Annotated in this window: 20 protein-coding genes; 3 read left to right on the top strand and 17 right to left on the bottom strand. The window is 42.4% G+C overall.

Annotated elements, in window-relative coordinates; translation table 11 throughout:
• Positions 1–69 precede the first annotated feature (69 nt).
• Entirely contained in the window at positions 70–912 is an 843-nt protein-coding gene (locus NV381_RS28725; RefSeq protein WP_258216785.1) for an aldo/keto reductase, read from the top strand.
• A 76-nt stretch (positions 913–988) separates the two neighbouring features.
• Here NV381_RS28725 and NV381_RS28730 read toward each other — a convergent pair whose 3' ends face one another.
• From NV381_RS28730 to NV381_RS28795, 14 genes are all read right to left on the bottom strand, one after another.
• Positions 989–2,218, bottom strand: a complete 1,230-nt coding sequence (locus NV381_RS28730) for a CynX/NimT family MFS transporter (protein ID WP_258216738.1) — start codon at positions 2,216–2,218, stop codon at positions 989–991.
• Positions 2,215–2,913 carry a FadR/GntR family transcriptional regulator gene (locus NV381_RS28735; protein ID WP_258216739.1) on the bottom strand — a complete coding sequence of 233 codons (699 nt, stop codon included), beginning with the start codon at positions 2,911–2,913 and terminating at the stop codon, positions 2,215–2,217. Before NV381_RS28735 ends, NV381_RS28730 begins: the two co-directional genes overlap by 4 nt.
• 137 nt (positions 2,914–3,050) lie before the next feature.
• Positions 3,051–3,701 carry an amino acid ABC transporter permease gene (locus tag NV381_RS28740; RefSeq protein WP_258216740.1) on the bottom strand — a complete coding sequence of 217 codons (651 nt, stop codon included), beginning with the start codon at positions 3,699–3,701 and terminating at the stop codon, positions 3,051–3,053.
• Positions 3,702–3,734: 33 nt separating this feature from the next.
• Positions 3,735–4,394, bottom strand: coding sequence for an amino acid ABC transporter permease (locus tag NV381_RS28745; protein WP_258216741.1), 660 nt, complete (start codon positions 4,392–4,394; stop codon positions 3,735–3,737).
• Between the two features lie 82 nt (positions 4,395–4,476).
• Entirely contained in the window at positions 4,477–5,334 is an 858-nt protein-coding gene (locus NV381_RS28750; RefSeq protein WP_308862355.1) for a transporter substrate-binding domain-containing protein, read from the bottom strand.
• Between the two features lie 27 nt (positions 5,335–5,361).
• Complete coding sequence (locus NV381_RS28755) at positions 5,362–6,090, bottom strand: amino acid ABC transporter ATP-binding protein (RefSeq protein ID WP_258216742.1); 729 nt, start codon at positions 6,088–6,090, stop codon at positions 5,362–5,364.
• Between the two features lie 515 nt (positions 6,091–6,605).
• Positions 6,606–7,544, bottom strand: a complete 939-nt coding sequence (locus NV381_RS28760) for an alpha/beta hydrolase (RefSeq protein ID WP_419182311.1) — start codon at positions 7,542–7,544, stop codon at positions 6,606–6,608.
• Between the two features lie 969 nt (positions 7,545–8,513).
• Entirely contained in the window at positions 8,514–9,809 is a 1,296-nt protein-coding gene (locus tag NV381_RS28765; protein WP_258216744.1) for an Nramp family divalent metal transporter, read from the bottom strand.
• 350 nt (positions 9,810–10,159) lie between these two features.
• Entirely contained in the window at positions 10,160–11,425 is a 1,266-nt protein-coding gene (locus NV381_RS28770; RefSeq protein WP_258216745.1) for a nickel-dependent lactate racemase, read from the bottom strand.
• A gap of 95 nt (positions 11,426–11,520) precedes the next feature.
• On the bottom strand, positions 11,521–12,819 hold the full coding sequence (locus tag NV381_RS28775; protein WP_258216746.1) for an alpha-glucosidase/alpha-galactosidase: 1,299 nt from the start codon (positions 12,817–12,819) through the stop codon (positions 11,521–11,523).
• 44 nt (positions 12,820–12,863) lie between these two features.
• Complete coding sequence (locus tag NV381_RS28780) at positions 12,864–13,856, bottom strand: PdxA family dehydrogenase (RefSeq protein ID WP_258216747.1); 993 nt, start codon at positions 13,854–13,856, stop codon at positions 12,864–12,866.
• Positions 13,857–13,905: 49 nt separating this feature from the next.
• A complete protein-coding gene (locus NV381_RS28785; protein WP_258216748.1) occupies positions 13,906–14,721 on the bottom strand; it encodes a carbohydrate ABC transporter permease in 816 nt (271 codons plus the stop codon).
• Entirely contained in the window at positions 14,718–15,566 is an 849-nt protein-coding gene (locus NV381_RS28790; RefSeq protein ID WP_258216787.1) for a carbohydrate ABC transporter permease, read from the bottom strand. Before NV381_RS28790 ends, NV381_RS28785 begins: the two co-directional genes overlap by 4 nt.
• 159 nt (positions 15,567–15,725) lie before the next feature.
• Positions 15,726–17,030, bottom strand: coding sequence for an ABC transporter substrate-binding protein (locus tag NV381_RS28795; RefSeq protein WP_258216749.1), 1,305 nt, complete (start codon positions 17,028–17,030; stop codon positions 15,726–15,728).
• Between the two features lie 197 nt (positions 17,031–17,227).
• Between NV381_RS28795 and NV381_RS28800 the strand changes: the two genes are divergently transcribed.
• Together NV381_RS28800 and NV381_RS28805 are read left to right on the top strand one after the other, a co-directional pair.
• Positions 17,228–18,958: a cache domain-containing sensor histidine kinase gene (locus tag NV381_RS28800; RefSeq protein ID WP_258216750.1), complete on the top strand. Its 1,731-nt coding sequence runs from the start codon at positions 17,228–17,230 to the stop codon at positions 18,956–18,958.
• The gene (locus NV381_RS28805) at positions 18,955–20,448 is read left to right on the top strand and encodes a response regulator transcription factor (protein WP_258216751.1); all 1,494 of its coding nucleotides are present in this window, start codon (positions 18,955–18,957) and stop codon (positions 20,446–20,448) included. The genes NV381_RS28800 and NV381_RS28805 overlap by 4 nt, the downstream gene beginning before the upstream one ends.
• A 96-nt stretch (positions 20,449–20,544) precedes the next feature.
• On the opposite strand, the gene NV381_RS28810 is transcribed toward NV381_RS28805, so the two are convergent.
• Genes NV381_RS28810 through NV381_RS28820 form a run of 3 tightly spaced genes read right to left on the bottom strand, consistent with a single transcriptional unit; the run spans position 20,545 to position 23,604 of the window.
• Positions 20,545–20,982, bottom strand: coding sequence for a disulfide oxidoreductase (locus NV381_RS28810; protein ID WP_258216752.1), 438 nt, complete (start codon positions 20,980–20,982; stop codon positions 20,545–20,547).
• A 4-nt stretch (positions 20,983–20,986) separates the two neighbouring features.
• The gene (locus NV381_RS28815) at positions 20,987–21,655 is read right to left on the bottom strand and encodes a DsbA family protein (protein ID WP_258216753.1); all 669 of its coding nucleotides are present in this window, start codon (positions 21,653–21,655) and stop codon (positions 20,987–20,989) included.
• Positions 21,656–21,708: 53 nt separating this feature from the next.
• Positions 21,709–23,604: a copper resistance protein CopC gene (locus tag NV381_RS28820; RefSeq protein WP_258216754.1), complete on the bottom strand. Its 1,896-nt coding sequence runs from the start codon at positions 23,602–23,604 to the stop codon at positions 21,709–21,711.
• Positions 23,605–23,721 lie beyond the last annotated feature (117 nt).

Genomic DNA, 23,721 nt, shown 5'->3' on the forward strand with positions numbered 1-23,721 from the left:
TCGGGACGCTGCAATAAATCGCATCCTCATTATATTTTTCAAAACAAAACTCAGGAGGCTTATTCTATGATCGCGAAACATTTACAAGATACAACAACGTTACACAATGGTATCCAAATGCCTTGGTTCGGGCTCGGAGTATTTAAAGTAGAAGAAGGTGAGGAGCTGGTTCATGCTGTTAAATCAGCCATCAAACAAGGCTATCGCAGTATCGATACGGCTGCTATTTACGATAATGAAAAGAGTGTCGGTCAAGGGATTCACGAAGCCATTGTAGAGACCCGAATCGCTAGAGAAGATCTTTTTATTACATCCAAGGTTTGGAATGCCGATCTCGGATATGAGTCCACATTGGCCGCCTACGAAACAAGCTTGAACAAGCTAGGCTTGGACTATCTCGATTTATACCTTATTCATTGGCCTGTTGAAGGTAAATATACCGAGTCGTGGAGAGCTTTGGAAACCCTATATAAAGAAGGGCGTGTAAAGGCGATTGGAGTAAGCAATTTTCAGATCCATCATATTGAAAAACTTATGAAAACAGCAGCTATTAAACCTATGGTGAACCAAGTGGAGCTTCATCCCCAATTAACTCAAAATGAGCTGATTAGCTTCTGTAAGGAGCACGGCATTCAAGTGGAAGCATGGTCACCGTTAATGCAAGGTCAGTTATTAGATCATCCGGTCTTACAAGAAATTGCAAATAAGCATAACAAATCGATTGCCCAGATTATTCTGCGTTGGGACTTGCAGCATGGGATTGTAACGATTCCAAAGTCTACTAAAGAACATCGGATCATAGAAAATTCGGCCGTATTTGATTTTGAGCTTTCAAAAGAAGATATAGCCCGGATTGACGGCTTGAACCAAAACCACCGTGTAGGTCCGGATCCGGATAACTTTGACTTTTAAGATGAGCCTTCTTCTATGTAATTTCAAAAGGATGTTAGAAGAGAGTACCGATTCGAGGGTACTCTCTTAAACCATGCTAGTCTGTAGTCACATACTCGTTTTTTCCAGCGCCCATACCAAAAATAAAAATAAAGATCGACGCGACAATTAGCATCAACAACGGGATAGTCCAGCTATGCGCTGCATCATGCAACAATCCAAACAATGTGGGACCTACTGCAGCAAGCAAATACCCAAATGATTGCGCCATTCCTGACAGCTCGGCTGCTTGATGCGTATTATGTGTTCGAAGGCTAAAAAACATCATAGCTAAACTGAAGGCAACTCCAGCTCCAATACCAATCATAATGACCCATAAAGGGATTAGTGTCGTACCTCCATACAGAACACCCAATATTCCAGCCATAAATAATAAAGCGGTTATGGCGACTAAAATACGCTGGTTTTTCATATATCCCGCCAGAATAGGAACAATAAATGTAAAGGGAAGGACTGCAAATTGCATCAAGGAAAGCATCCATCCCGCTGAACTTGAGCTTAATCCTTGTTCTTGAAGAATCACAGGCAACCAAGCAATAACCGTATAGAAAATAAGGGATTGCAGCCCCATATATAAAGTCACTTTCCAAGCCAATCTGGAACGCCACAAGCTGACAGACTTGGTTTGCTGCTCCAAGCTTACTTTTCTAGCTGATTGGAGCCGTGTCCGCATTTGCGGAATCCAAAATAAGAGAGCAATGAAGGACAAGATTCCCCAGCAGCCAAGAGCGCCCTTCCAGCCTAATCCCATTGAAGACGAGATTGGAGTACTAAGCCCCGATGCAATGGCTCCGCACAGGTTCATCGAAACTGCATACACCCCTGTCATAATTCCAATACGCCCGGGGAATTTTTGTTTAATAAGACTCGGCAGCAGTACGTTGCAAACAGCAATTGATAAGCCAAGCAGGATGGTACCGGCAAATAATGCTCCTACTCCAGCAAATGATCGTAACAAGATTCCTACTGTTAACATAACCAATGATGCCAGAAGCACAACTTCTATGCCAAAGCGTCGTGATAACTTAGGTGCGAAGGGTGAAAGTACTGCAAAAGCAAGTAAGGGAACAGTGGTTAAAGTACCGGTTACTGTGTTGGATATTCCCAAACTGTCACGAATGGAAGCTACCAGAGGTCCTATAGATGTCAAAGGCGCTCTGAGTGTTGCTCCAATAAAAATGATTCCAATAACAAGCAGCCATACCCCTGTCTTTGGTGCTGCTGTAATTTCAAGCTGTGCTTTGTTTCTTGTTTGCTGAAAACTCATGATGATCCTCCAATATCTAAAGATAAGGCTTCTTTAAATTGATAAATATATTCATTTACAGCTTCAACGGCCTGATCCGTATTTTGTTCGATAATGGCAGCTACAAGCTTACTATGAATTTTTTGATCAGAATCCGTATGCGAAGTAATTTCCACCAGGTTATGAACAGAAGCCTGCAACGATTCTGTCATATGCTCGTACAAATCAATCAGGACACTGTTATGAGTTGCTTCTGCTATCGCTTGGTGCAGCTTAATATCAGATTCAGCGTAGGCCTGAAGGTCCTTTGCATCTGCGGCAGCTTGACAAGCAGCGATGCACATACGCAACCTGTCCAAATCTTCTTCATTGCGCCTTATAGCTGCTAATTGTGCAGCTTCCCGCTCAAGAGCATGCCGCACCTCTAATGTTTCTAATATATTGGACTTCTGGATGCGCCGGTTAAGTGCAGCCCCGAGGACGCTTGATGAGCTTACGAAGGTACCGCTCCCTTGTCTTGTTTTCAGAAGTCCTGCATGAACAAGTGCTCGTATCGCTTCTCTTAATGTATTGCGACTCACATCGAACTGCTGCATCAATTCCAGTTCAGGTGGTACACGGGTTCCAACAGACCATTTTCCAGATTCAATTAAAGATTCAATTTGTAATACGACTTGCTCGACAAGCGATAAACGATTTGTTTTAGCTATATCCATTTACGCACCTCAAATTTGTAGGATGTTTGGTTCATTGGTTAACCCAACATAACATAAGTATGTGATAATGTAAATGAAAATAAAGCTCAACAAGAAAAAGAACCTTATACCACACCGTGGTTTTAAGGTCCTTTATACTACACCTGCCGAGCTTCCAGCCTACGAGCTACAATGGATAACGAATAGTTAACAATAAAATACATAACTGCAGCGAGCAATAAGATTGGGATTACGAAATTAACGTTCTGCCCATTAATAATTTGTGCATTATGCATTAATTCTCCTAAAGATATAACGACAGCAAGCGATGTGTCCTTCAGCAGTGAGATAAATTGGCTCACCATTGGCGGGACCATACGGCGGAGCGCTTGTGGAAGCACAATATACCAAAGCGTTTGCAGATAGGACAGACCCGATGACCGGGAGGCTTCTATCTGGCCTTTATCAATTGATTTTAATCCGCTTCGTACAATCTCTGAGATCATCGCCGCTTCAAAGATGGTCAGCGCAACAATCGCCGCATTCACAACACTTAGCTTGATTCCAACTTCGGGGAGAGCAAAAAACGTAAAGAAAATGATCAACAGCAGGGGAAGGTTGCGAATCGTTTCCACAATTATGGCAGTTAGCTGTGAGATTACGGGAAATTTCGTATACCGAATCGTCCCCAGTAAACATCCGAGCAAGAAGCTGAGCAGGATCGCTATCCCTGCTACTTTCAATGTTATTCCCAAGCCTTGCAGCATGAACCATAAATGATCCCACGTATACGCACCTGCAAAATCCATAAGGCCTCACCTCCAAAGCAAGCCTAAACCACCTTAACTCACTCCCGCCATTCGTCGTTCCAAATAGGAAAGCCCGATGCTGAGCGGAATGGTAATAACAAGGTAGAATAGGGCTACAAAAATATAGACGCTAAACGTAACAAATGACTTGGTAGAAATAAGGTCGGCATAATACATCAAATCCAACCCTGCCACGACACTTAATATCGATGAGTTTTTAACAAGATTCAAAAATTGGTTGCCGATCGGAGGGATAACGATTTTAATAGCCTGAGGTAATACAACATAATACATCGTTTGGTTATAAGTTAATCCTGATGCACGTGCGGCTTCGGTTTGCCCCTTCGGCACAGCCTGTATTCCCGCCCGAACCGCTTCAGCTATAAACGCGGCTGTGTAAATAGTCAACGCTAATGTGCCCGCAACAAAGCCGCTAAGCGGTAACCCTAGTACGGAAGGAGCAAGAAAAAAGAAAAACACAATCAAAATAAGTGGAATATTGCGAATAAATTCAACAAACACAGTACCTAGCCAATTCAAGGGCCTAATAGGAGCTATTCGCATCACTGCAACAATCGTCCCCAGAATAAAGCTTCCCACCAACGCTATAAGACTTACCTGAAGCGTATTCAAGAAGCCTTCCATGTACATATCCCAATACTTAAATAAAATATCAAATTTAAGCTTATCCATACCCTTGCGGCGCCTCCTTCCGCTAATGGAACAAGGGTGAGCAGCTTACTAGCCAAGCTTGCTCATCCCTTAGTCCGGCGTACTATTTACTCGGCTTTTCTCCAATCCATTGCTCATACAATTTGTCGTATTGACCGCTAGCCTTGATGGATTTCAAGAAATCATTAACATAAGCAGTGTAAGTTGTATCGCCTTTCTTAATGGCCATTCCATAAGGCTCATCTGTAAAGGTTCCCCCTACTACCTCGTAATTAGGATCCTGTTTAACCATACCGTACAAAATGGCATTATCCGTAGTTAATGTATCTCCCTGGCCCGCTTTCAGAGCGGTGAATGCTTCTTGATAATTTTCAAACTCAAGCACCGTTGCCTCCGGGGCTTTGGCACGAATGTTGGTTGTCGAGGTTGAGCCTTTTACAGCCAGCACCTTAACTCCTTTTTTCACATCTGCCACTGATTTGATAGCACTTCCTTTTTTAACTAACAGAGACTGGCCTGCTTTAAAATATACATCTGAGAACTCGACTTCCTTTTTACGTTCCTCTGTAATGGTCATAGTAGCTATAATCATGTCAATATCACCGTTATTAAGCATTGGAATCCGCGTTTTGGAAGTAACCTCTTTTAATTCCAGCTTTGTTTCATCGCCTAGTATTTGTTTCGCCAAAGCTTTAGCTAAATCGATATCAAATCCTTCGACCTTGCCTGTACCCGGGTCCTTCAATCCGAACAGCTTGGTATCAAACTTAACGCCCGCTACCAGCTTGCCCCGTTTTTTGATCGCATCTAAAGTACTGTCCGCCGCTTTTCCAGATTCCGCACCTCCAGTTTTTGGCGCATCTGTACCTGGCGCGGGAGCGGCAGTGCCGCAAGCGGTTAAAGCGAGCATTATCGTAATCATAATCAGTGTGAACGTCATCCCCATCTTTTTTCTACTCATTGAACAAACCCCTCTCCTAATGATTTATTAATGCTGCAGCAAGCGGCCGAGGAATAGTTGGGCCCGTTCCTCTTTTGGATTATTGAAAAAATCATCCGGTGCCCCTTCCTCAACAATGAACCCCTGATCCATAAAGACAACGCGATCTGCAACCTCGCGGGCGAACCCCATTTCATGTGTTACTACAACCATAGTCATTCCATCATGAGCCAGGCCCTTCATAACATCGAGCACCTCACCAATCATCTCCGGATCAAGTGCAGAGGTTGGTTCGTCGAATAACATAATCTGCGGCTTCATTGCGAGCCCGCGGGCTATTGCAACCCGCTGCTGCTGTCCGCCTGAGAGCTGGGATGGAAAAGCGTCCGCTTTCTCAGGTATCCCAACCTTCTCCAAGTACTGCATCGCTATTTGTTTTGCTTCCTGCTTTGATATTTTGGATACTTGGACAGGCGCCAATGTGATATTTTCCAAGACAGACATATGCGGATACAGATTAAAATGCTGAAACACCATCCCAATGTTGCGCCGCAGCTTGTTAACATCGGTCTTCTTGTTATGCAGCTCGGCAGCATTTACTGTCAATTCTCCATCTGTGATAGTTTCCAGCCGGTTGATACAGCGAAGCAAGGTACTTTTCCCCGAGCCTGATGGTCCAACAACAACTACTACTTCCCCTTGCCGGATGGATAGATTGATCTGTTTAAGTACATGGAATTTTCCATAATGTTTATTAACGTTGCGAAATTCGATCATGAGCCGCCACCCAACCTCCCTCAGGCTATACCAAAAATATAACTTTTAAATTATCTTTTTGATATATTAATAATGTATGTTGTTATATTCGGGTTATGCTATACAACATTAACGGATATCAGGGAATGCTCCATTTCATTGTGCAGCACCTGCCTTTAAATGGTATTAACCTCATTTCATGAATTACGAATCTCGGATCGTTTTAACAATTCTCCAAAGTAAGAAAAGCTTTCTGATCGAGGCCCTTTCGAGGAAGATACATTCGTGTCTTAGCGATGGCTTTTCTTGCAATATCAGCTTGTTCAGCTCCGCTGAAAACTTATAAGTTTGATATTATAAGAAAAGCTTTCTGATCGAGGCTATTTCCATGTAGATACATTCGTGTCTTTGCGGTGGCTTTTATTGCAATATCAGCCTTGTTCAGCTCCGCTGAAAACTTATCAAGTCTGATATTACAAAAAAACACACCTCAAAAGTCGCCTCTTGGGATGAGTTTTTTATTGTTATATGGGCTATTACTTTACATACTTCCCGATAAACCGGGCTACCTCTTGATCATAAGCCTCCGGATTGGTCTGTCTAGCCATGCCGTGACCGGCTCCAGGGACGATGAACAATTTCTTATGTGTCGGGCTATTCTCGTACAGTTCATATACCATTTGGGTCGGGACAAACAAGTCGGTGTCACCATGAATGAACAGCGTTGGTGTTTTGGATTTTTTCACTTGCTCCAAGGCGGAAGCTTCGCCAAAAAAGTAGCCGGCCCGAAGTTTGGTCAACAGGCTGGTCGATTGAATAAGCGGAAATGATGGGAGGTGGTACATTCGTTTCAGCTGATAGGACAACTGATCTTTAACCGACGTATACCCGCAATCCTCCACGATCACTTTGACGTTCGGAGGCAAATCCTCGCCGCTGGTCATTGTTACAGTCGCTGCCCCCATGGATATGCCATGAAGAACAATTTGCGCCTGGCTTCCCGTTTGTTCAATAATCCTATCGATCCACTTGACGTAATCCAGACGTTCCGACCATCCGAAGCCGATATAGTTTCCTTCACTTCTCCCATGTCCGCGAGCATCCGGCATCAGAACATTAAAGCCAAGTGAATCTCTATACATTTTGGCCAGTTCACGCATCTGCTCGGATTTACCGAAATAACCGTGTGCGAGAATAGCCGTCTTGTTCGAAGGCTGATCCGCTGCTAAATAATAAGCGTGAAGCTTGATTCCATCATTGGATACCAGGCTCCATTCCGAATAAGCTTGTTTCCTCCACCATTCTTCAATGCTGTGAAAAGGCTTCTGGGCAGTTACCTTAACCTCTAAATCCGGATTACCATTTAAAAAACTTTTATCCGTACGAGCTATAGCAACATGATAGAAATAAAAGCTGGCTAAAGTGATAAATAAGATTATTATGAGAACAATAATGATAACCGTCACAAGTAACACCCTCTATTTACTTTTTAAAATCGTTCTTTTTAATCTACACGTTTACGTTTATTGTATAGTATTGCTTAAATTAAAGGATTATAAGAAAAAAGTTTTTTGAGCTTTATTCGGCTGAAAATGGAACATATATAAGAAAAACTTCTGATCGAAGCCCTTTCGAGGAAGAGACATTCGTGTCTAAGCTGTAGCTTTTCTTGCAATATCAGCCTTCTTCAGCTCCGCTGAAAACTTATAAAAGTCTGATATTTAGTAAACTATCCTGACGACCCTTTAGATGCGGAGCAGACTATGGTGCATGGAGAGAGAAGAACGTGTGGGATTATATCCAATGATCGTGCATGTTCTTTGAAATGTAGGCTTGGCGTGAATGAAACACATCTCGCACCATAACCATCAAATTTGTAGAAAGCAACGACCTTGTCCATCATGCAGCGCCACAACGAGCGATCTAAGGTACCCCACATAATTAGCTGGAAATCCTCCAGTTAATTCCAGTTGAATATGGATTTATTTGCAAATAACAGGAAAACGTCCCGTTAATTTCGTGATTTTAATACATTTAAGCCAATAATATCAAAATTAGAAGGATTATTTCCAGTTAATTTCCTCACAGAGGATCTGACGGGAAAATTAGCTCCAGAAATTCCAGTTAAACCATTCGTTATCTCCCTGACGACAAAGCATTCGTGCTATAGCAGCACTTCTTTTCAACACGCGCGAATTCCGAGCATGCATTGCGCTCTTGCATTGCGCTCTTGCAATGCATCGCTGCATTGCGGTTTTGCAAGCAGAAACATGCACCTTAGTGAAATTAAACTTTCTCTATTTGCCAAGGTTTAGGGTGATCAAATTACCGCTTTAATCAATTAGTTCGGTTGTCCGCAGTGGAAGCAAGCTTACTTTCTGCTATTCAACACAAAGAAACCGTGCTGGGCACGGTCCTTAACATTTCCTTGTTCTAGCTTCTGCTTAGAACAACATTTCGACAATAAGAAACAAGTTCAATGAAACCACAATCGCCGCTATAATCCAACCTACAATGGAAGTGATTCGATGATTGACCAGCTCTCCCATGATGTTCTTATTGCTTGTAAAAATAATAAGTGGAATTAGCGCAAAAGCAATACCAAACGATAAAATGACCTGACTCATAACCAAAGCTTTGGTTGCATCAATACCAAGAATAATAATAACAAGTGGTGGAATAGTGGTGATTGCTCTGCGCAAGTACAAATTGATTCGTTTTTTAATGAACCCTTGCATTACTACATCTCCAGCCATAGTACCCACAGAAGAGCTTGATAAACCGGCAATTAACAAGCCGAGACCAAACGAAATGGCAAATGAGGGACCCGCCAGCTGGCCGAATTGATGGAAAGCTGTCTCCAGATCTTCAACAACCAGACCGTTTTTAAAAAACAGGGCGGCTGAGGTAATAACCATTGCCATATTAACTGCTCCTGCAATAACCATAGCAATAATAATATCCATCAACTCTAGTTTAAATATTTGTTTCTTTTCTGCGTAATTATTCCCAACAATACGGTTTTGTGTAAGGGATGAATGCAGATATATCGCATGCGGCATAACTGTAGCTCCGAGAATCCCGGCTGCCAGCAGAATGCTATCTACACCTTGAAAGTTAGGAGTAAAAATACCTGTGACCACAGCTCCTATGTCCGGCTTCGCCATAATTACCTGAAAGGTGAAAGCTAACACTACAATCATAATCATCGAAGCAATCCCGGCCTCTAAAGCTCGAAAGCCTCTACGCTGCAGTTCCAATATGGCAAAAGAACCAACCGCTGTTATGAGTGCAGCAGGCAGCATTGGAATACCGAAAAGCAAGTAAAGACCTAGCGCCGCTCCAATGAATTCTGCTAAATCAGTTGCTATAATAACCAGCTCACTTTGGATCCACAAGCCTATAGATACTGGCTTCGAAAACCTCTCTCTTGCAACCTCTGGCAGATTCTTCCCTGTTGCTATTCCAAGCTTGGCAGATAGTGTCTGAATGAGAACCGCCATTAAGTTGGATACGGCAATAACCCACAATAAAAGATATCCATATTGGGAGCCTGCTGTTATATTAGTTGCAAAGTTACCAGGGTCTAAATAAGCTACAGATGCTATAAAGGCTGGACCCAGAAATGGAAGCAGTCTTTTAAACCCTTTGATATCTCCTCTTAGCGCTGATTCGGCTGAAAGGGGCGTTTTTCTTTCTTTTTTGATCAACCTGTTGTAACTATAGCTTTTCTCCGTCATGGCTGACCCCTCCCCCTTTTTCATAAGTTAGCTTAGTGCATAAAAGTTTACCACGAGCAACTTTTAGTTAATTATAATCTATATCTTATAAATTGTATATAGAGGTGTCGCTTCGTAATCGCTTTAACTACCCAAATAACAAAAAAATAAGCCAAAGGCAGTCCCCTTTGACTTTCTGTTCCAGCTTATGCACTAGCTTTTAATAACAGTAACACCCTTATTTACATGTCGGAGTGACCTTTTAGCCTTTAGCCTTCAGTGTGTAGTTTAGTGTTTAGTGTTTAGTGTTTAGTGTTTAGCCTCTAGTCTTCAGTCTTCAGTCTTCAGCCCTTAGCCTTCAGCCTCCTCTTTTATCCATGAAAGCTGCCGATAAAGTTCCCGTTTATGTCAAACTTCATTTCCTCCAGCTCTCCAACTACTTCAAGATGATCCAGCCCGTGGACTTCCGGCAGCAAGGATTCTGAAATGTACAGATACTCCAGATGAAGAGTATTCGGAATACGCATGATACGGGCTAGCTCAGGAAGGATACCCCAGCTGCAACGCAGCGCTGTCCTCATAGCTTCCCTATCATTATCGATAATAATCGGAATCATAGCGCGATGAAGAAATGTGCTTGTAATGACGTTTTCATTGGTTTTATGAAAATCAATTTTATCCATCAGCCGTTTCGTCGTCAGATCAGCCAATCCAACACCAAGCGCATTGCCTTGACATTCATCGCTAAGGTCTCCGGCAATTACATATCCGATTCTGGGAGAGGCCGGCTCGTCCACGCCGTTAATCCGCATTCTGCCGATAATATTCGTATCCATACCGGTACCGCTGTAATTCTTCCCGATTTTATCAACATGCAGCACATCTAGCTCCTGCACCGGAAGCTTCGGCATCAGAGATGCAGAGAGCTTGAGCAGCTCCCGCTCGCGTTCCTCTATCAGCCTTGTCGGGATGGCTTCGATTACGGCTGTCTGTTCATAAGCATTCTCAACAATGCCGATGCCGCATAAAATATTCGCTTTCTCGAACACGACACGCGATACCTCCGGCATGAAATCACGGATTCCCGGAATGCCATAATTATGCAGCGCCAACGCTTGCTTATGCTTTCCAAGGCCGATTGCCGCCATTTTCATAATACCGCTTTCGATGCCAATCGGAGATTTGAAGTCAGTATGCAGCTTCACCCTTCCGATCAGGATGATTCCGTCCCCTTCATACGCATGTCGGTCTATATAGACCGGGATTCCTCTCGGTGTCTCGCCGATTTGCACCACTTCCATAGACGAAAGAATGGGAGCTCCACAGTAAGACTCAGTCACACCCAAGCTTTCCAGCACCTTAACTTGGCCTTCTGCGGTTGCTCCTCCATGACTGCCCATAGCTGGAATGATATAAGGCTCGGCTCCTATCGATTTCAACTTGCGAACAGCAGCCCTAATAATATCGGCAATATTGGCGATACCACGGCTGCCCGCTGTCAGCGCTACTCTCATCCCCGGAGTTATCTTCAGCTCATGCTCAATCTGCGTAAGCTGCTTCGTTACTTCTCCTTCAATATCCTTGACTGCAGGACCTGTAAAGCGCTGCTTCACCAACGCCATCTGTGGCAGTTTCATGCTAATCCTCCTTACGATCGAATTCTGCTAAGCTTACAAACAGCTTCATCCCGCTCCAAATGAATGGATTCGGGATGAAGAGCTTGCACCTTTACTTACACAAACTTAGGCAACCAATTGCCATGAGCTTCAATGAGTTCATCACACATAGCCACAATATCATCAATAGAAAGCTCCGCTGCCGTATGAGGGTCGAGCATCGCTGCATGATAAATATGCTCTTTTCTGCCTGTTGCTGCTGCTTCTAAGGTTAATAGCTGAGTATTGATATTCGTGCGGTTCAATGCGGCAAGCTGCTGAGGCAGATCTCCTACATAGGTAGGTGTAATACCACTTGCATCTACCAAGCAAGGAACTTCAACTACTGTTTCTCTAGGAAGATTCGTGATCAAACCGGTGTTCATCACATTACCGCCGATTTTGAACGGGTTGTTTGTTTCCATAGCTTCAAACATATAGGATGCATATTCATGGGACCGGGTATGCCCAAGACTTTTGTTATTGACGAGTTCGTCACGCATAGTCGCCCATCTTTTAATTTGACGTTCACAACGGCGAGGGTACTCATCCAATGGAATATTGAAGCGTTCAATTAATTCGGGATAATTCTTTTTGATGAAGTACGGGTGATATTCGGCATTATGCTCGGAAGATTCCGTAACATAATAACCGAAGCGGAACATCAGCTCATAACGGACCATGTCTTCATGCTGTTCTTTTTGCTTCTCACGGGCACGACGTTTGATTTCTGGATATAAATCCACTCCGTCCTTTGTTGCTTCCAGCAACCACGCCATATGGTTTATGCCTGCAATTTTAGTATGAACTCCTTCGGTTTCCATATCCAATGCTTCAAACAAGTAAGGTATGCAGCGTTGAACACTATGGCATAACCCGACTGTTTTTACGCCTCCATATGTCGTCATTGCATTGGTTAGTACAGCCATTGGATTCGTATAGTTCAGGAACCATGCATCCGGGCATACTTCATTCATATCTTTGGCGAAATCGAGCATTACCGGGATTGTGCGAAGATTACGGAAAATACCACCAATTCCTAAGGTATCGCCTATCGTTTGGCGTAAACCATATTTCTTCGGTATTTCAAAATCGGTAATCGTGCAAGGATCATAACCGCCTACCTGTATCGCATTAACCACATACTTCGCTCCACGCAGAGCTTCCTTCCGGTTTGTATATGCTTTTACAACGCAGGTGCTTCCAAGTGTAAGCTTTAAATTATTTAACATGTTCTCAGAATCCTTGAGACGTTCTTCATTGATATCGAATAATGCTAGTTCAAAGCCTTGCAGCGACGGAGTCATCATGCAGTCACCTAACACATTTTTTGCGAATACAGAGCTGCCCGCGCCTAGAAAAGTAATTTTTGACATTAAAGCTTGCCTCCCGATGTATGGTGTGAAATATTAATTCCTTATTAGAATCCTGCTAATTTAATGGCGAGTCTCATTGCTTGTTCAGTGGCACCGGGGTCAGCGATTCCTTGACCTGCAATATCGAATGCGGTACCGTGAGCAGGCGTTGTAATGACAACTGGAAGTCCCCCGCTGACCGTAACTCCTTTATTAAAGCCCAGCAATTTCATGCCGGTCTGAGCCTGATCATGATACATACTAACTAAGCAATCGAAAGGCTTGGTTTTTAAACGCAAGAAAATGGTGTCAGCCGGATAAGGGCCTTCTACGTGAATTCCTTGCTCCTGCGCTTCATAAATCGCCGGTCTGATCTCGTCAATTTCCTCCGTGCCAAGCAATCCTCCATCACCGGCATGCGGATTAAGGGCTGCAACGGCAATTTTCGGCTTATCATAGCCTACATTGATTAAAGTGTCATGTGCAAAACGAATAATGCGGGCTACACGCTCTTTAGTAACCAGGCTGCTCACTTGCTTTATCGGGACATGGGAGGTTATCCTTGTTACCCATAGATCGCCCATCACATTGATTTCACTAAAGCCTTCTTTGCAATCAAGAAGTGATGCGAAAAAATGCAGCTCATCCTGAAAATGAAAACCTCCGCTGTGCAAAGCTTCCTTATTGATAGGAGCATAAACAACACCATCCAGTTTTTTCTGCTGCGCAAGCTTCAGCACGTACGTCAATGTTTCACCCGTCGCTTGGCCGGATTCTGCCGATAATCGCCCAAGAGTATAAGCATCCGGCTGCAAATTGTGCAAATCAATGAAATATACCTGATCGTCACGTTCAACTTCTTCTATGTTTGTTATGGTTTGATAGGGAAGAGTTACTCCTGCCACGGATAAGCCTTGTTGGAAAACACGCTCATCGCCCACTACAACCCATGTTGCCATTCGACGAATGTCTTCGGATTCGAGTGTTTTGGCAACCAGCTCCGATCCGATCCCCGTTGCGTCGCCTAATGTCAAACCCATTAAAGGCTTTCTTTTCATGATTTCAACTTCCCTTCTATAGGCCTTTTTTTATATAAACTTGCCGTAATTATCCTTTCACTGCCCCGGAAGTCATACCTTCAACGAAATATTTTTGCAAAAATAAATATAAGGAAATGCTGGGAAGAGCAGCCAATAAGGAACCGGCAGCTACCCATCCGATATTCGAATTGTTCTCGCCGAAAAATGCAGATAAAGCAACCGTAATCGTTCTATATTCCAGCTTCTGCAGGAAAAATACCGAAAACTGATAATCATTCCAGATGGAAACACCATTCATAATGATGACTGTTGCTGTAATAGGCATTAATACCGGCAATATAATCCGAAAAAACAATCCTATCCTCGATGACCCGTCTATCATTGCAGCTTCGTCCAGCTCTCTCGGAATCGTGCTTATAAATCCAGTAAACAAAAAGATCGCCATGGAGAGATGAAAGGTAACATGTAGAATCACTATCCCTGTATACGTGTTCATTGCCCCAATATCAACAAACATCTTATACAAAGGAACCAGAATAGTAAGGGGCGGGACGATAAGGGCACTTACAAAAAAGCCGTACATCCATTTGTTCAGTGTAGTTCGATGACGGGCAAGCGGAAATGCAGCGGATGAGCCCAGTATCAATATCAGGACAAGTGAGAAAACAGTAACAATAGTCGTATTAAGAAAAGCTCTATCCAGGCCTGCGAGCTGCCATGCATTAGTGAAATTATCCCAGGAGAGGTAACCCGGCATGACCCATTTGGAGCTATGATCCAATTCATCCTTAAACGAAGTAGTTATTAGCACATAAAAAGGAACAATATGCATAAGACCTATTAAAGCACCCAGTAATGTATATAGTGCCCCTGCACGCTTCATAACGAAATCTCCTTTTTACGCAAATAATACAAAGAGGTTAAACCAATAATGGAAATAAGCATAAACATAAAATTACCTAATGCTGCAGCGTATCCGGCATCTTGATGTGCGAAATATAATTGATAAATCATTGTAGAGAGCGAAGCAGACGCATAGCCCGGGCCCCCATTGGTTAAAGCGGTTATAACGTCAAACAGCTTTAATCCACCGATCAAATTAAGCACAACATTGATAGTAATAGCCGGTGCAAGCAGCGGAAATGTGATGTTACGAAATCTGGAAAATCCTGATGCCCCATCCATCTCAGCCGCCTCATAATACTCCTTGGAGATGGATTGAAGTCCGGCCAAGAAGATGATCATAGCCACTCCCAGAAATTGATAGGTGTTTACTAGAGTAATGATCCATACATTAAGCCCAGTGTCAGCAAGTAAATTGATCGGCTTATCACGAAACAACAAGATTATATCGTTAAGAGCTCCCCCGTTAAACTGAAAGAAAAAATACCAGATATAACCCATAACAAGAGGACTTACGATAACCGGAAGATAGACTATGGTACGAATAATCGTCTTCCCCCGTATATAGCTGTTTAGCATGATCGCATAAGCCAACCCAATAATATTTTGCAGAATAGTGCTTCCAATTCCATAAATTAGTGTATTAAGTATGACCGTACCTATTCTATGGTCCGTAAGCATCCTTTTATAATTATCCAATCCAATATACCGATACATCTGTGAGTAGCCATCCCAATTCGTAAAAGAGATCATAATTCCTTTAATAAATGGGTAATAAATAAAAAGCACGAACAGCAATAACGCAGGCAAGTACATCAGATTCATTGAAGATGGAGAATTTATCCAACGGCGCAAACGATTTTTAGCAACTGTACGATTAGCATCTATTTTACGATCTATAATTTCCAGATTAAATCTCTCCTTAATGAAGGCAAGAAATGAATAGGTGAAACATCGGTTTGATCTTTCACCTATAGGTTTCAATTAATTTTTACGCAATCTTTCTACTTCTCGCTTCATCGTTTCTGAAAATTCTTTGGAAGTAATACGGCCTGCCAGCAGCTCTGTACCGGATTTGGACATAACGCTCCACATTCCATTTGGCAAATAAACCCGGTCGAAATACGGCAGCACTCTAACATTGGCATATTTATCATAGTACTCTGTTAATTCGTGCTTCGACTCAATCCCTTTCAAACCTGACTGCAGCTTGGTTACATTGGCAATTTTGGACAAATTCTCGGGTTTGGCAAAGAAGGCCATCAGCTTCTTGGCTTCGGGTATATTTTTAGAATCTTTCCATACTCCCAATGTGTTCCGTTCTCCACCGGAGAAACTCGGTTTATCATTGGCCGACATCGCTGGAATCGGCATCAATCCGACTTTCATATCCGGCTTAATCTTATTAACAGCATCTACGAATGACGGACCCAACAAGGCAAATGCTACTTTTTCAGCAGCAAATACAGCTGGAAGCTCGCTGCGTTTCGCCGTTAAGAAATCTTCATTAATCAGTCCACGATTTTTGATATCCAGCAGCTTGTCCGGAAGTGGAGTCCATTTACTCCAATCAAAGGTATTCTTTAGCAGGTCTTCGGATGAATTACTAGCAGGGCTGATTAATAGAGCGTTTGCAAAGTATCCAAAGTAAGTGCCAATGGTGCTTTCATCAATTCCCGAGAAGAAGAAAGGCGTTGTTTTTCCACCGCTGTCTTTTTTAATTTTCTCTGCAGCAGCTACCAGTTCATCGAAGGTTTGAGGTGGCTCCACATTATACTTTTTGAGCATTTCGACATTATACATAATGCCATCCTTGGCTTCACTGATCGGTAAGGCGTACACTTTACCGTTTTTGTCGGTTACGACATTTTTAATCGTATCGGTCAACTGCTTAACCCATGGCTCTTCTCTAAGATCCCCCAAATATTCGCCATAACGGACTTGTGCCCAGCCATGTGTATCAAAGATGTCGGGAAGATCATTAGCCGCCATCTTGACCTTCATATTATTTTCATAGGCGGACCCCGGGAACTGAATATTCACACCGATTGACGGGTTCTCTTTTATGAAATCATTGATAATTTGACGATAAACATCCTGAACGGGTTGGTCAGCAACATTCATCATCATAGATAACGTTTTTTTAGCACTGCTATTATTGCTGCTGTTCTCCTTACCCCCTGAGTTTGAAGGCTCGGCAGCCGGTTTTTCTGGACGTTGGGAACAACCGCTTGCGGCTAATGCGGATGCCAGAATTAACGCCAAAGATACTTTCCATTTAGTAGACATGTACCCACCTCTTATATTTATTTTGTACTTCACGCCTAAATCTTATCACGGTTGTAAGTGTTTACATATGTATCAAATCTATGATTTCAGGCGCTCATATTTATGGTTGCAACCCTTTACAATTTACAGTATAATCGACCACAAAATTAAACTGCTGGGGGTAGTCCTGCCTGAATAAGCCAAACATCTCGATTCGTGTGAAACTGATTCTGCTCTATTCGTTAACTATTCTGCTCCCTGTTATCATTATCGCTTTTGTTATGCCTTCCTATTATGTCAAAATAATTACGGCAGAAACCGAAAAGCTCACAAATGCCACCCTGGTCGGACTGACCGAAAACATCCAAACCTATTTAGATGATTTGGAACGAGTAACCGTCTCACCTTATACCAACAACGATGTGATGAACTCTCTCAAGCAAAAAGCCAGAGGCTTGAATAGTCCAATTGATAATTATTCCAAGTATAAAGCCGACTATACATTGTACCATACTCTTCCCAGCTTGCTTGTAAATTTGCGTAAGGATATACTAGGTACTCTGCTAGTGGCTATCGATGGTTCTGTTTACTATAATGATAGCAGCTCGCAGCTAACGGAACCCCGGAATGATTATCCATATACGGAGCAAAATTGGTATCGTGAAGCAGTTGCAGCTAATGGAAGAGTATCCTTTGTTGATGTCCATCCGCAAGATTATTTAAAGCTGCCCGCTGTTCCTGATGTGTTCTCTGTAGCTCGTTTAATAAAAGATCCTGACTCCAAACAGCCTCTCGCCGTAATAATGGCTGATGCGGACACGATCGTTTTGGATAGAATCGTCAGGCAGGTTTCCGTTAATGTAAATTCTATTGTTACAATTACAGACAAGGATCAAAGATTGATTTATTCCAATACCCACTTATCTAGAGAGGTGTTGAATCAATTTCTGAAAAACCCGGCCAAAATCGATTTTAATCAGCAATCCTATGTAGCTGTTTCGAGAGAAATACCTACTAGCTCCTGGAAAATTACCGTTTGGTTATCCAAAGCTGAGCTTGCCTCCAAGGTCCATTGGATGCGCTTAACGGGGGCGGTATTTGCAGTCGGTGGACTCGTGCTTACCTTTTTCTTATTTTTTGCTTATTCCAGAACCCTGTTGACACCGTTCAAAGAAATGATCGGCGTCATGCGCCAAGTTCAGCTTGGAAATATGAACAAACGCTTTTCCGTTCGAGGTCAAGATGAGATTGCTCAGCTCGGGAATGTTCTGAACCGGATGATCAGTCAATTGGATGAATTAATTACCAATGAATATCTTACTAAGCTGAAGCTAAGAAATGCTGAATTTCGTGCATTGCAATCACAAGTTCATCCTCATTTCCTTTATAATACACTGAATGCATTTGTAAGCTTAAATCGTAAAGGAGAGCATGCCCTTCTGGAACGTGCCATATTATCTTTAAGCGGCATGCTCCGTTATTTCTTAACCTCCCATGATACTTGCAGCTTGGAAGAGGAATTCTCCAGTATTCAAAAATACGGAGAGCTTATGAGCATGCGTTTCAGTGACCGTTTAGAGATAACAATCACATTAGCCCCCGAATTGGCATCTATACGTATTCCCAAACTGCTGCTCCAGCCCTTAGTGGAAAACGCTATCATACACGGGGTTGAGCCTTGTGAGCATCCTTGCAAGGTTGAAGTAAGCGCTGAGATGCTCCCTAGCATTAATAACAGCGAAAGTTTTGTCATTCGCATTGCGGATAACGGGATAGGCTTTAACACATTTGAGCAAATTGACGATCAGCATATTGGCTTAAGCAATGTGAAGGAAAGATTGGCGCTCGCTTTTCCGGATAAGCACGAATTTCAACTGGATAGCAGTCTTGGACACGGTACTACTATTACTATCACTATATCTCTCAACAATGAGGAGTTAGCCCAATGAATATTGTTATTTCTGATGATGAACAATTGGCACGGGAAGCGTTGTCAATTATCCTGTTGGAAATATGCCCGGATTTGCATATCTATGAAGCACGCAATGGGAAGGAGCTCATAGAGGTTGTTGAACGAATCCAGCCTGATGCTGCTTTTGTCGACATTAGAATGCCTGGCAAATCAGGCCTGGAAGCCATTCAGGAAGCAGCCCCTCTGGCACCGGGTACCCAATGGATTATAGTTACGGGCTTTGCCGATTTTCAATATGCTAAAGAGGCACTTCGACTAAGAGCTATCGAGTATTTACTAAAGCCGGTTGATATTGAGGATATACGGGTATTGTTAACAAAAATACAGCAAACTGCATTTATGCAAATCGTTGAAAAGAACAAGGCATTTGAATCGGACATGCTCTCCTTATTTCATGGGCTCATCCGTAACTGGGGGGAGCTGGAGGAGGCCGAAAATAAGCCTTTCAGCCGGATTCGATGTCAAATTATTTATATGGACAGCTATTACTCCGAAACGGAAAAATCAGCAGCAATCAAGCTATTTTTCAATACGATCCACTCTACGATGCCCCGGCATTATCACAAGGATTTAGAGCTGGCCACTTTAATAATGCCCAATGGAGAGTGGGCTGTGGTCGGGAGATATACTTCCAGGCAAGGTGCAGAGCAGCTGGATGACCTATTTGCTTCCATCTCAGAGCTTGTACAAAGGGTTGAAGAGCCAGGAATAGCATTCACACTGCTAGTTTCTGATGAATGTAACTCTTATACATCCCTTCTCGACGAAGTGACAGTAATTAACAAAAATTCCCACATTCGCTGTTCATTAGGAATTTCCCTTAGTTGGACCAAAGCAGATTTGTTGGAGGCTGCGTCACAGCCAACTATTTCTCAGCAATGCCACATTCTACTTAAAGCAACAGATGAATATTACAAAAGAAATTATGTAGGTTATATGGATGCAATAGAGCAATTTATTAAAAACTATGATGGGCAGCAGAATTCGGTAATAGAAGCAACGCCAGCCTTTTCGCGGTTTCTAAATTGTTCTATCCATGCTCCCCTACTTACTCCAACTAAAGAAGAGGCTTGGTTCCAGTCACTAAAAAGTGTTGGCGAAAATCTTCTGGACAAAAAAATAAGACAAATAGAAACCAAAACGGATCTGGTAACAAAAACAATTGCTTATATAGAGAATCACTATTCGGGAGATATAACATTAGGTCGCGTTGCTGAACAATTTTGTGTGACTCCCAACCATTTAAGCAGTCTTTTTCATAAACGAACAGGAACCACCTTCATGCAATATGTAACCAAACTCAGGATGCTCAAAGCGAAGGAGCTGCTGTCCGATCCGGCGGTACAGGTACAGCAAGCTGCAGAGCAGGTAGGCTATTTTAGTTCACGACATTTTACCAAGCTGTTCAAAGAATTTTTTGAATGTTATCCCTCCGAATACAAGAAACAGATACAAATGAAGGAATAACAAAATTTGTTTTTTATCATAATTAATCCCATGTGAAAACAAGCCTTCATTCCCTCTTATACAGTGGGCTTAGAGGCTTGCTTGTTGTATTTCAACCTATTTGTCCGAAGACGGTCGCGTCATTATCATAAATAAAGTAATCAAGCTAAACGCTATTAGAGCAAGGAACGGAATCGTTATAAATCCAACCCAATTAATATAATCGACATTACATGGAACTCCTTTGGTACAAGGCTTGATGGCAGCTATATAAGGAATCTTTTGCTCCAGATAATGAACGAAAGAGATAGTTCCTCCCACAATGGACAAGGGCAATATATATTTTTTAACAGCTTTCTCATTATGATAAGCAGCAATACCCAAAACAATGCTTAACGGATACATGAGTATACGTTGATACCAGCAAAGCTCACACGGAATATACCCCTTAACCTCACTAAAATACAAGCTGCCCAATGTAGCTATCATAGAAACTATCCACGCCATATAAAGGGTATGGTTGCAAATTGTTGATTTTCCAATTGCCATTTTCATGATCTCACCTCTTATTAATTAATGAAGTGATTTCATTGTAATCGAATGGATTTTTAACCATAATTCCATCAATCATAATGCTGGGCGTTTGTTGGATATTGTATTTTTGAACCAAGCCCTCATCTATATTTACTTGTGGTAGCGTTTTTTGATTTTTAGTGTCATCCTCTACTTTCTTAACATCAACCTTAGGTGCATATGCTGCAGCCAGCTTCAACAGGACATCCGTAGTAATCCAGGGCGCATCATGGTTTTCCCGCGGTTGAGTATCGAACAGTTGTTTATGAAATTTCCAGTAGGCTTCCTTATCCTGAGCGAATACAGACTCAGCCGCCAGTGCTCCTAGCTTCGATTCCTCCCCGTGGAAAGGAGTGTTGATATATGAAAACCTGGCTTTTCCTGTATCAATGAAATCTTTGCTTAATTGGGGAAATACTTGCTCCCCCCATGCTTTACATGACGGGCATTTATAATCGCCAAATTCTATTATTGTTACTTCTGCGCTTGATTTCCCTATAACGGGTTGATTATCTAGTGAAGGCATGTTTTTAATAGCCGTATCACGGTCTACGTTTTCAGACATTTTGGTAACGAAAAATAATGAAATCAATAAAACAACCAGGGCAAGTGTCAGTATTACCATAGATTTTGAACTGTTTTTGCTTTTAGTCATAGAACACCTCTCCAATCCTATATGGGTCTGCCACTATATTTAAATTCAAGCAATTATTCACTCATTACACCCGGAACTTTTATGCTGAAAGGAATAATTATACGTTCCCCATTAACTTTTACTGCTTCTATATCCAAATAAGTGGTCCCGGCTGAATGAAGCAGGTTGCCCGTAAGTTTATATTGTCCCTTGCCCATGAAGAAAGCATAGTTCTCCTTGCGTTCATTGGGAGGCATGCTCAGTGTAGCTTTCACACTTTGCAGCTCAGTTTCGTTATCAAATTGAATCACAATATCGTTTGCACCTGACTTCAGAGGAGTGACATTCACTGTTGCTGTGATCCCGTTTACCGTATTCTTGTCAGGAAATACACCTTGCGCAGCTTCACGCGGCGATGAATCGATCAAGATGGCTACGGCAATCAATATCATACATCCGATAAAAAATTCAATTCGAATGTTTCTCAGGAACTGTATGCTCGTAACAGCAATTCTGGATAACAATTTTCTTTGCAGATACCCGATAATTACGATTTCAATTAATAAAATGATTTTCATTAAAAGCATTTTTCCCCAATTGCTTGCCCATAAGCTTTCCCATGTAAAAGAAGGCACATAGCTCACACTCATCCATATACCAGTCAAGGTAATGATCACAATAGACGCAAGCGCCCATTTGGAATACAACCTCCCGACCGTTCCGAGCCATTCCGTGGCTGCAGTCTCTTCTTTAGGCATCAATATGGGAAGAGCGATTAAGCCGGCCAGCCATACAGCCACCGCTAGCAAATGTAAGATATCCATTCCGATTTCAACATTCCCCCCATAAACTAGAGAAGTAGAATGTCCCGAAAATCCCCAAAGCATAATAGCCAGACCAAACATACCTAATTGCAGATAGCCTCGGAGAAACCAGAACCCCAGAGTGACTGCCAATAACTGTAGAACAGGAACCCAAACGAAGGAAAGCCATACGAATTCATCGAACGGCACATTCGGATACTCCCATCTGTGTGAAGCAACCTGTAAAGAGACACCGATAACACTTATACCGTATAAAAAAAACGTAAACCGATGCCACCGTTCCTGATTTCCCAGCTTTTTTGCTATACATAATATAAAAAAGGAGCCTCCGGCAAGTAAAAGAATACCGAAAAAGGATAACCAATGACCCACCTGCAAAAGCCCGAAATCGGCCATAATAGATTGGGAAGGTATTACATTCGTACCTTTAATAGACGAATACTGCTGAATGGCAAAATAATAGACCCCGTTCTTCTCTTTATGCCCTCCAACGCCGGCATACCAGTGTGCAGAATAAGTTCCCGGTTCAAGCGGCTTATTGAGTTGCGCGGTATAATGTTTGGGATTAGCCGGGTCCTGAACAGGATTTTTAGTAGGTACACTTTCCCCTCGGTCGTTAAATATACCAAAAGCTGAAATGGAAACCGATTCAGTAAACCATAACTCCAATTGATCGGGGGATAATGGAACTATCTCTCCGTCCATCGGTGCCGTCCGAACCAACTTCAGATTTTGGAAGATTTCTTCCTCCGTAGGTTGAGTTCTTTTAACTACAAATTGAAACGTCCCCTTAATAGGATGACTGTCAATACTAATAACGTTTACTGTGACTGTATAAGTTCCGGAAGGCAGTTCTTTTTCTATATCCGCTATAATATGACGATTGTCTTTAGGGTCCAATCTGGGAGCAGCTACAGGTATTTGAACATTTTTATCGCTCGTAACAACAATGGAGCCCTTGTAAACTTCAACTAAATCTCCGAACCACACTTCAATGGTGGAAGGGGATTGATCCAGCGTTTCGGCTGCTTTGGGGTACACCTTCTCCATGTCAGAGTGGGCTGATACTGGAGCGTTAGGCAATATCTGAAGGGATAGCACTGCTGCCAATAAGGTGAGTAAGATAATCCATGCTTTGTTTCTCATATGATCCTCTCTCTAGTGGAACTAGACTGCAATAATTTCATTCATGCTTGATCAAGATTCGTTAAGAGCTGCTAGTTAGAAAAGGCTCAAAATCATAGCAATAAGTGAAGCAATCCA

It is taken from the genome of Paenibacillus radicis (ex Xue et al. 2023), from assembly GCF_024722015.1.
In the GTDB taxonomy this organism is placed as follows: domain Bacteria; phylum Bacillota; class Bacilli; order Paenibacillales; family NBRC-103111; genus Paenibacillus_S.